Source organism: Colwellia sp. MB3u-41 (assembly GCF_014076845.1).
Classification (GTDB): domain Bacteria; phylum Pseudomonadota; class Gammaproteobacteria; order Enterobacterales; family Alteromonadaceae; genus Colwellia_A.
In genome coordinates this window covers 638,307-648,014 of sequence record NZ_JACGUT010000082.1, presented here as the reverse complement: position 1 = coordinate 648,014, position 9,708 = coordinate 638,307, and the positions used below count along the sequence as shown (strand labels likewise).

At 37.1% G+C, this 9,708-nt stretch carries 6 protein-coding genes and 1 rRNA gene; 3 read left to right on the top strand and 4 right to left on the bottom strand.

Features of this window, described 5'->3' with window-relative positions:
• Positions 1-197 precede the first annotated feature (197 nt).
• The 3 genes from rrf (at position 198) to H4J73_RS16740 (ending at position 4,948) form a co-directional block, all read left to right on the top strand.
• Positions 198-312, top strand: a 5S ribosomal RNA gene (gene rrf, locus H4J73_RS16750).
• A 3,212-nt stretch (positions 313-3,524) separates the two neighbouring features.
• A complete protein-coding gene (gene epmA / locus H4J73_RS16745) occupies positions 3,525-4,484 on the top strand; it encodes an elongation factor P--(R)-beta-lysine ligase (protein ID WP_182177631.1) in 960 nt (319 codons plus the stop codon).
• A gap of 80 nt (positions 4,485-4,564) precedes the next feature.
• Positions 4,565-4,948, top strand: coding sequence for a MerC domain-containing protein (locus H4J73_RS16740; protein ID WP_182177630.1), 384 nt, complete (start codon positions 4,565-4,567; stop codon positions 4,946-4,948).
• 19 nt (positions 4,949-4,967) lie between these two features.
• Here H4J73_RS16740 and glnG read toward each other — a convergent pair whose 3' ends face one another.
• The 4 genes from glnG to glnA all read right to left on the bottom strand — a co-directional run bounded on the left by glnG (position 4,968) and on the right by glnA (position 9,575).
• Positions 4,968-6,374 carry a nitrogen regulation protein NR(I) gene (glnG, locus tag H4J73_RS16735; protein WP_182177628.1) on the bottom strand — a complete coding sequence of 469 codons (1,407 nt, stop codon included), beginning with the start codon at positions 6,372-6,374 and terminating at the stop codon, positions 4,968-4,970.
• Positions 6,364-7,458 carry a nitrogen regulation protein NR(II) gene (glnL, locus tag H4J73_RS16730; RefSeq protein WP_182177626.1) on the bottom strand — a complete coding sequence of 365 codons (1,095 nt, stop codon included), beginning with the start codon at positions 7,456-7,458 and terminating at the stop codon, positions 6,364-6,366. Before glnL ends, glnG begins: the two co-directional genes overlap by 11 nt.
• 75 nt (positions 7,459-7,533) lie before the next feature.
• Entirely contained in the window at positions 7,534-8,055 is a 522-nt protein-coding gene (locus H4J73_RS16725) for a DUF4124 domain-containing protein (protein WP_259366591.1), read from the bottom strand.
• A 113-nt stretch (positions 8,056-8,168) separates the two neighbouring features.
• Positions 8,169-9,575 (bottom strand): glutamate--ammonia ligase, encoded by a 1,407-nt coding sequence (glnA, locus tag H4J73_RS16720; RefSeq protein WP_182177624.1) that lies wholly within the window; start codon positions 9,573-9,575, stop codon positions 8,169-8,171.
• Positions 9,576-9,708: the final 133 nt, after the last annotated feature.

Below are 9,708 nucleotides of genomic sequence, written 5' to 3'. Positions count from 1 at the left end.
TCCCATTCCGAACTCAGAAGTGAAACGCAGTAGCGCCGATGGTAGTGTGGGAGTTCCCATGTGAGAGTAGGACATTGCTAGGCGCCTATTAAGAGAAGCCCGATTCGAAAGAGTCGGGCTTTTTGTTCCAAGGTTCTAATTTACTTTATATTTTTATAAGTATAAATTAAATTATATCTTTGATATTAAAATTTTTGTCTAGCGACAATAGCAACATGGTACCACCTGATCCCATTCCGAACTCAGAAGTGAAACGTGTTAGCGCCGATGGTAGTGTGGGAGTTCCCATGTGAGAGTAGGACATTGCTAGGCGCCTATTTATAAAACCCGTTACTAGCGTAACGGGTTTTTTGCTTTCTGCGTTCAAAAAATATAAGAGCCGTAGACAGCATGCATTAATAACAAAATTATTGTGATCTATGTTCGACATGCTGATGTGAGCGTTGGGCATTCTCCGCTTTCCATTACGGGGGAAAAATCTCTAGCATCAGTGCCGGCTAATTGCATTTACCTAAGCAAACCATTTACCTAAGCAAACCAATTACATTTAACTGTGCCACGATATTTCGGCCTTACTAAGGCTGTTACCTCTGGATAAATTGATAACTGCTAATGCACACTTTTGCCAAATTTACAGTAATTAGCAAGAATAAATCATGGGAGTATTTTTCAGTCGTTTTGTGCCATTAGAAGATTAGATCAATAAAAAGATTAACCGTTCATCCTGTGACAGAAGTGATAACAGGTTTGATATGAAAGAATGTTGGCTCATCGCATTAAGCTTTTCAGTTGATCACACCAACTAAGTGACAAAACAGTAGCTATTGATAATTACTGGCAATTGGATTTGGTATATAAAATAGAAAGGGTTACCTAGAATATCTCGATAACTTTTAAAACTTTTAGTACACACCGTTAGTCCAGATTTGTATTAACTAATTTACTATCACCTTCCTTCTAATAAAGTTAGATAACATAGGGTATTGTGGGTAAAATTCAGGAATCTTTAAAAGTAATAAATTTATAATGGTGAATGGGGATCATTCATAGTGGATATGATAAACACATTCGTAACAGATTAGTTTATTGAATAAACTTGGGTAATGTAATCTAAATAATACTAATTTTTATCATTATATTGAGGCGCTGTTAATGACAACGTTCGACGGCTAAACAGCCATTCAGCTTTTTATATCGTTACTTCCACTTTATGCACTCACTTAATGTTAGCTTTGAAGAAAGAAAAGCTACCTGTGTTAATTGTTCTAAGCTCTTTATTTACCACTTTGCTCACTGTAAAAAATTCTGAGATTAGTGCTAAAAACTAAACTGATTGGGAAATTGGTTTAACAATCATTTATGCTACTTTTCGGAAATACATATAAGGGGCTCTAAACTAGGGCATATAAGCGGATGTTAATTAGTGGGAACCTTACGTTAATTATTTGCTCATTAGAAATTTTTCCCAACGTACAGGAATAAAAAATCCTAGACGCTAGCAGGCTTTTTTGTAGGCTATATTTACGATTTATTACGGCGTGACAATAAAAGACCAGCAAGCCCTAGCCCTAATATAACAAGCGTGGTCTGTTCTGTCACAGGGCACAGTGTCCTATATTATTTCAAGTGTTACGTAGCCATTACCACGGTGTCCAGTGCCTCCAATAGGGTAAATTCACTGGGTTGTAAAGCGACATTAGTGCTAAAAAGCCGCCACCACTATAACCGCCACCAAATCTGGCTATCCCATTCTGATAATAGTTAGTGCCCCTGCAAGCTCATTGAGGAAGGACTGTCCACAGCTACCCCCGTTCGTGAGGAAACCACCACCACCGGAAGTGTTCCTCTGTGGAGATTCGTTTTTTCTACAGTTGGCATATTCACCACCATTGCCATTTACTCTGCCAATAGTGGGGTCATTATCCCTAAAACACCAATTCCCTGAATCACCGTAGGTGCCTAAATTTGCATCTTGACCCAATCCACTAGAGCTGTAGTTACCTCCACCTCCGCTGATAACTAAAGGATCAAAAGTGGTGCCTGAATTTAAAGGAACAAAACGGCCACCACCACCACCGGATTAATTACCATCGGCCCACTCTTATTACCGTTTATACCTTTGCCACCAAAAGCAATGAAGAGCATCTGCCCTGCAGTTAGGAGTAGACAGCCGTCTTTAACTGCGCGAGCTCCCCCTTGTGTTAAGCTTTAATAATCCCCGCTTGCTCCTGGCGAGAATATCTCGCAGATACTTGTTGTATACTGAATAACCTGTCCTTTGTAATCTAAGGGAATTAGTGCTGCTATTGCTGATTGGTTACTAAGAGTGAGTGCGATGCCAGCGCGCATGGAGCTTAAAAATTTAGATTTTATTGATATTCCTTTTTTATTCTTCAACAATACTGTTATTCGAACGGAAATGTTAAAAAGCAAAACGTCATCACTTTATGATATCCAGCCAAGGGGGAAACACATGCCAACACATTAATATAGCTAAACTTCAATGACATATAAAATCGCTAATAAAAGTCAGTTAGAAGTGTAAAATAACCTGACATTAAAGACGTTTTTTATTTTTCATTGGCTATGCTCCATGAAGCCTCTTGTAGTCAGTTCGTTAGCTGATTTTCGGTTTGACAGCCATGATGCACCCCCTGATTTCATCACTAAAACCTAAATCGTCTACGCTAACCGATTAGCAAGATAAGAAGATTTGTCAATACAGTAAAATAAAGATCAAACACTACATTTGATTAACCAACTGGAACCGCTTTTAATGGTGAAATCTTAATACCTTCACTGTCACACTAACTTGATTAAAGGTTACAGCAATGAACTAGGTAAGAAGTGTTATCGCTGTAACCATTATGAAAAAATTTTCGTTACTATATAAGTTTAGCAATATGACCTTTAGCTGACGACAAAAATCTGACACTATCAAATAATTAGTTCCACTTTGGAACAACGGGAACTTAATTTCTGAATAGTAAACCTAACGTTATTCAGTGGTAACAGTAAATGTTACTAGGGGCAGTGTTAGATGATAATAACTGGTAGTTCTGATGCAACTGGGTGGCACAACAGATGTCATTGTCCAAGAGTGCTCTTTGTAAACCTTGGTAACGTGACATGCGTATATCCCTACATGTCATAAACCCGTTATTAACGTAACGTTTTTTTGTTTTTGGCATTTGATACAAAGCATTTATAAATATTTTCTAACTATAAAGGAGTAGCGCCTACGATAGTGGATTTATATTTAACATACCTATCTCGGTGGAGGACATTCAACGTACCAATTGAATATACGCTTAGCAGATGTTTGCGGTTTGTTACTCCCTGATTATTAAGAACGTTGAGCGTAAATCGTTAACAAATATACGGTAGCGTTGAAGAGTTCTTCCCATCCTTTTCAATATTTCGCTTTAGATATTTTTTATAGTTATCTGTCTACTTCTCAGATGATTAGCTTTTCGTATATACTCTATAGAATTATAATTTTTTATTCTAAGTAGTTTACGTAAATGAAGTGGGAAGTAGCTAAGTCTAGAGGGAATGTTATTAATGAGATCAGAGATTTTTTTAAATATAAAAATGTTATTGAAGTTGAAACGCCATCACTCTCTATGGGAACAGTAACAGACCCTTACCTTGAGGCCTTTAGTACCGAATACAACTATCTGAATAACAGCGATATAAATCAATCTCAACAGCTATATTTACAAACCTCTCCAGAATTTCATATGAAACGACTACTTGCCTCAGGTTATGGCTGTATCTTCCAAATCTGTAAAGCATTTCGTCATGAGGATTCAGGGCGTCATCACAATCCTGAGTTCACTTTATTAGAATGGTATCGTTTAGGTTTTGATCAACACGACTTAATTAAAGAAGTAGATGAGTTACTGACTACCGTCTTAAAATGTTCACAATCTGAAAAAATATCTTATCAAGAATTATTTATTAAATTTGTGAGTGTGGACCCATTAACAGCAAGTTTTACTGAGTTGTATAATGTCATTAAGTTATATGATAAAGCTGATGATTGGTTATATGATTCGAATGATTGCGACTTATTATTGCAATTTATTTTCTCAGAAATAATTGAAGTAAATATTGGCAAGATTAGCCCGTGTTTTGTCTACAACTTCCCAATAGCGCAAGCTTCATTAGCTAAGCAATGCACTGAAGATATGCGTGTCGCACAGCGATTTGAATGTTACTTTAAAGGTATTGAGTTAGCGAATGGCTTTAATGAATTAACTGATGCGGATACTCAAGTTGAAAGGTTTGAACAGGACAATCAAAAACGTAAACGCTTAGGGCTAACCATTAAAGAGATAGATAAAAACTTTGTTGATGCACTGCAATATGGTTTACCTCAATGTGCAGGTGTAGCGCTGGGTATTGATCGTCTGATGATGATAGCCCTAGATAAAAGCGCTATTGATCAAATTATTTCATTTCCAATCGATCACGCTTAAAAATTTTTGTGATACTATATCAATTGTGATACTATCCGCTTTTAAATCTACTCACTATTTGAATCCAAGGGAAGTATACAGTGCTTGATCGAATTGGAATAACCGCAACTTCGCTTTGTGCTCTTCATTGTATTCTATTGCCCATTTTACTACCTGCACTCCCTTTATTAGGATTAAGCTTTTTAGCTGATCATGCATGGGAACATATTTTTTTAATGATGACAGCTATACTAGGTACTGTAGCGTTATTTTCGGGCTTTAAAAAGTACCATAGAAAAATTTATCCTTTCTACTTGTTATTCTTAGGCGTTGGTATTTATTGGATAAAACATGACTTTTCTGAAGATATTCAACCTTATTTTATTGTGTTGGGTGCTAGTCTTATTGTTGCAGCTCATTTAATTAATTTGAAATTATGTAACAGTTGCAAACGTTGTATAAATGAAGCATGTGAAAGCACCTAACGGTACTTTCACCTATCTTTTACATATTAAGTTCTTTTAATTTCCTTGTTAACGTGTTTCTCCCCCATCCTAACTTTTTAGCAGCTTCTTGCTTCCTTCCTTGAGTAAAATGGAGTGCTCGCTCCAACAATATTCTCTCAAATTCTGGTAACGCACACTCTATAATATTACTGTTACCCTTTACTAATTCTTCGTCAACCCATTTTTGTAAAGCAACCGGCCAAGATGAAACCTCGCTGGCGTTGTTAGATAGTGCTTTTTTTTCTGTGAGCTCGCTAGGAAGGTCATCTAATAAAATTTCTTTACCACTCGCCATGACTGTCAAATAACGACAAATATTCTCAAGTTGCCGAACATTTCCAGGCCACGGGCATTGCTGTAAATAGTTAAGGGTTGATTTTTGTAATGTCTTTTGTTCGACTTCTAATTCTTTTGCGGCTAAGTGTAGAAAATGATTAATCAGCTGTTCAATATCTTCTTTTCGTTCACGCAAACTAGGTAATTGTATTCTTATAACATTTAAACGGTGAAACAAATCTTCGCGGAAATCTCCGTTACTCACTTGAACTTCCAGGTTTTGGTGCGTTGCTGCAATTATTCTTACATCAACTTGAATCGGTGAGTGACCACCGACCCGATAAAATTGGCCATCAGCTAAAACACGTAATAAGCGGGTTTGGATATCTAATGGCATATCGCCTATTTCATCTAAAAATAATGTGCCTTTATGTGCTTGTTCAAAACGACCTTGACGCACCGCATTTGCGCCAGTAAATGCGCCTTTTTCATGACCAAATAATTCAGATTCGATTAAGTCTTTTGGTATTGCAGCCATATTTAAAGGAATAAATGGAGCATCTGAACGCGGACTGTGAATATGAAGAGCATGAGCAACTAATTCTTTCCCTGTGCCTGACTCGCCATTAATTAGTACGCTTATACTCGAACGTGATAATCGTCCAATGGCTCGAAATACCTCTTGCATAGCGGGTGCTGCCCCAATTATGCCCACTGGATCAGGTACGGCTATCGAGTGCTTACGTTTAGCTGTTTGCTCTCGAGCATATGTTAACGCTCGTCTTGTAAGTGAAATGGCTTCGTCGGTATCGAATGGTTTTGGTAGATATTCAAAAGCTCCCCCTTGATACGCATTTACAGCACTGTCTAGATCTGAATGAGCAGTCATTATTATTACTGGGAGATTAGGGAATTGTTCACTAATACGACTTAGTAGCGTCATACCGTCGATATTAGGCATTCTTATATCAGAAATAATAACTTCAGGTTGCTGATGTTCAAGTGCAACAAGTAAATCTTCTGGTTTTTCAAAAGAAGCGACTGAAATACTTGCTCCGGATAAAGCTTTTTCTAATACCCAGCGAATAGAGCTGTCATCGTCTACTATCCAAACTTGCTCAACATTCATTATAATTCTCTTCTTGTAAAGGTAGTAAAATTAGGAACTCGGTATGACCAGGTCGGCTATAACAGGAAAGCTTTCCCTTATGTTGCTGCACTAATGTTTGTGAAATAGATAAACCTAATCCGGTACCATTATCTCGTGCAGAAACCATAGGGTAAAACAAAGTGTCTTGAATTTTTTTTGGAATTCCGGGACCATTATCAATAATACTAATTTGAACACATAGTTTTATGCGCCGGCCATTGATGGTTTTATTACTTGCAGCTCTTGTTTTTAATGTTATGTTGCAATGTTCATCAATAATTTGAACGGCGTTATTAACAATATTTAAAACAGCCTGCTGTAATTTATCTTGGTCAAAACTTATCTCAGGAATTGAAGGGTCGTAATCCCGAATAATTTTAATATTTCTAGGGTTATTAAAATTAATTAACTTATAAACTTTTTCCAAAACAATATGAATATTTTGCTCTGCCATCTGAGGTAATTGATTGGGTCCTAAGAGCTTATCCACTAAATTAGTTAAGCGGTCAGCTTGTTCAATAATTATCTCAGTATATTCTTGTTGTTCTTTCGTCAGTTCTTTACTTAATAATTGAGCTGCACCGCGAAGACCACCCAGTGGATTCTTAATTTCATGAGCAAGTCCTCGTATCAAATCTCTAGAAGACTCCCACTGCTGGTGCTGAAAGGCTTCTATGCTCATTTTTTTTTGTTGGTCAATTTGTTTGAATTCTAAAATGATATGAGGCTGTTTGCTAAATTCAACAGAGGAAGCTGTAATTTCTACGGTAATACGGCTGTGATCAAAAAATTCAATAGTGACATCACTATCACTAAATTCTTGTCCAGAAGTGAGAAGCTGTTCTAAGCGCTCTTTTTTAATGGGGGTATTATAGAAGACCGTGGTAATTGGTAAGTTGTATAGCTTGTTGAAACTCTTAATTAAGAGGGCTTCAGCTGCAGGATTAGCATATTGGATCGCCAACTTACTGTCCAGCACAACGAGTGCCGTTACCATCTGGTTTGGCAGTTTTTGTTGATAATGAAGTTTTAATTGTTGATCTTTAGTGCTGATACTGGACATACAAACCTTTTGCACTCATTTAGTGCGAAAAATATCAATGTAATTATATTTGGTGCAAGTTGCACTAAATACTAATCAATTAGCGTTATTTACTGATGCTCTATGCATATAAAACGTTATAGATTTAGATAATGCAATTACCTTGCCTTTTTCATTAAGTAATTGCATTTTTATGATATGTTTACCACGGTCGATATTTCGCAGTACAAACATAGAGTGGGACTGGGGGGGGCCATAAGGACTGTCGTCCAAATATAATTGAATATTTAAGCCTTGTTTAAATATAGGTTTAATACTTCCCGCTATATATACTGAGCCAGTGTTGTCCCTAATAGTTGCCTTTTGTTTAGGTTGCTCTATTTCAACTTGATAGTCATTTTTTATAACTTTTGGCGTTAAATCAAGCATTGAGGTATCAACAGAAGAGCCTATATTAGGTTCGCTAATTTCAACTTCTTCAGCGCCAGGTATAGGGCTATCAGAAAAAACTAAAACACCATCATCACTTCTCCAAACATAAATTTTTGTTGACGCTGCAAAGACATGACTACTGAGTAATGTGATGATTAAGATTAATAGCAACAATGAATAGCGCAAAAAGTTAACTCAATTTAAAAATGTCTCTCTTAAACTTATATAAATAATGGCCCTTTTGCCACAAAAAAGCTCACCGAAGTGAGCTTTTTTATTATTTAATCACTTAATGTAGGTTACACACTGTAATACAATTCAAACTCTAATGGATGAGTTGTCATGTTTACACGTTGTGATTCACCACGTTTAATCGCAATGTAGGCATCAATCATGTCTTTATCCATAACACCACCCGCCGTTAAGAACTCATAATCGGCTTCTAAACTTTGTAATGCATCTTCAAGGGATGTTGCTACTTGTGGGATAGCTGCTGCCTCTTCTGCAGGTAAGTCGTATAAATCTTTATCCATCGCATCACCAGGATGAATTTTGTTTTTAATACCATCAAGGCCAGCCATTAGTAATGCAGTGAAAGCTAAATAAGGGTTTGCTGCTGGATCAGGGAAGCGAGCTTCAATACGCATTGCTTTTGGTGATGGAACAATTGGAATACGAATCGATGCAGAACGGTTACGTGCTGAATATGCAAGCATTACTGGCGCTTCAAAATGCGGCACTAAACGTTTGTAAGAGTTAGTTGCTGGGTTAGTAAAAGCATTCAATGCTTTAGCATGCTTGATAATGCCGCCAATATAATAAAGTGCCATCTCAGATAAACCACCGTATTTATCGCCTGCGAATAAGTTTACACCATCTTTCGCGAGAGATTGATGAACGTGCATACCTGAACCGTTATCACCTACTAAAGGCTTTGGCATAAAAGTCGCTGTTTTACCATAAGCATGTGCAACGTTATGTACTACATATTTATAAATTTGAACTTCATCAGCTTTTTTTACTAACGTATTGAAACGACATGCAATTTCGTTTTGACCAGCCGTTGCTACTTCATGGTGATGTGCTTCGACAACTAAGCCCATTTCTTCCATAACTAAACACATGGCTGAACGTATATCTTGTGAGGAATCTACTGGGGATGTTGGAAAGTAACCACCTTTAACGCCTGGACGGTGACCCATATTGCCTTCTTCGTATTCAGTACCTGAATTCCAAGCCGCTTCTTTATCATCAATTTTATAAAAAGAACCACTCATATCAGTACTAAAACGCACATCATCAAATAAGAAGAACTCTGGCTCAGGTCCAATTAATACCGTATCAGCAATACCTGTACTACGTAAATACTCTTCAGCGCGTTTAGCGACTGAACGAGGGTCACGGCTGTAACCTTGCATTGTGCTTGGCTCTAATATGTCACAACGAATATTTAATGTTACTGCATCTGTAAAAGGGTCTAGAATTGCTGACTCAGCGTCAGGCATCATCACCATGTCAGATTCATTAATACCCTTCCAACCTTCAATAGATGAACCATCAAACATTTTGCCGTCTTCGAAGAAATCTTCATTTACTTGGTGGTGAGGAATTGAAACGTGTTGCTCTTTACCTTTTGAATCAGTAAAACGTAGGTCAACAAATTTAACGTCGTTGTCTTTGATTAAATCTAATACGGCTTGTGACATGTAAAGTCTCCAGTGTCTTTAAAATAAAATACGTTTGCACATTGCATGATTGGCATAAAGCGAAATTCATGCCAACAGAAAAAGTCATTGTATATAAGGTGTTAAGCTATCTAACTATAACGCCATGCACCAA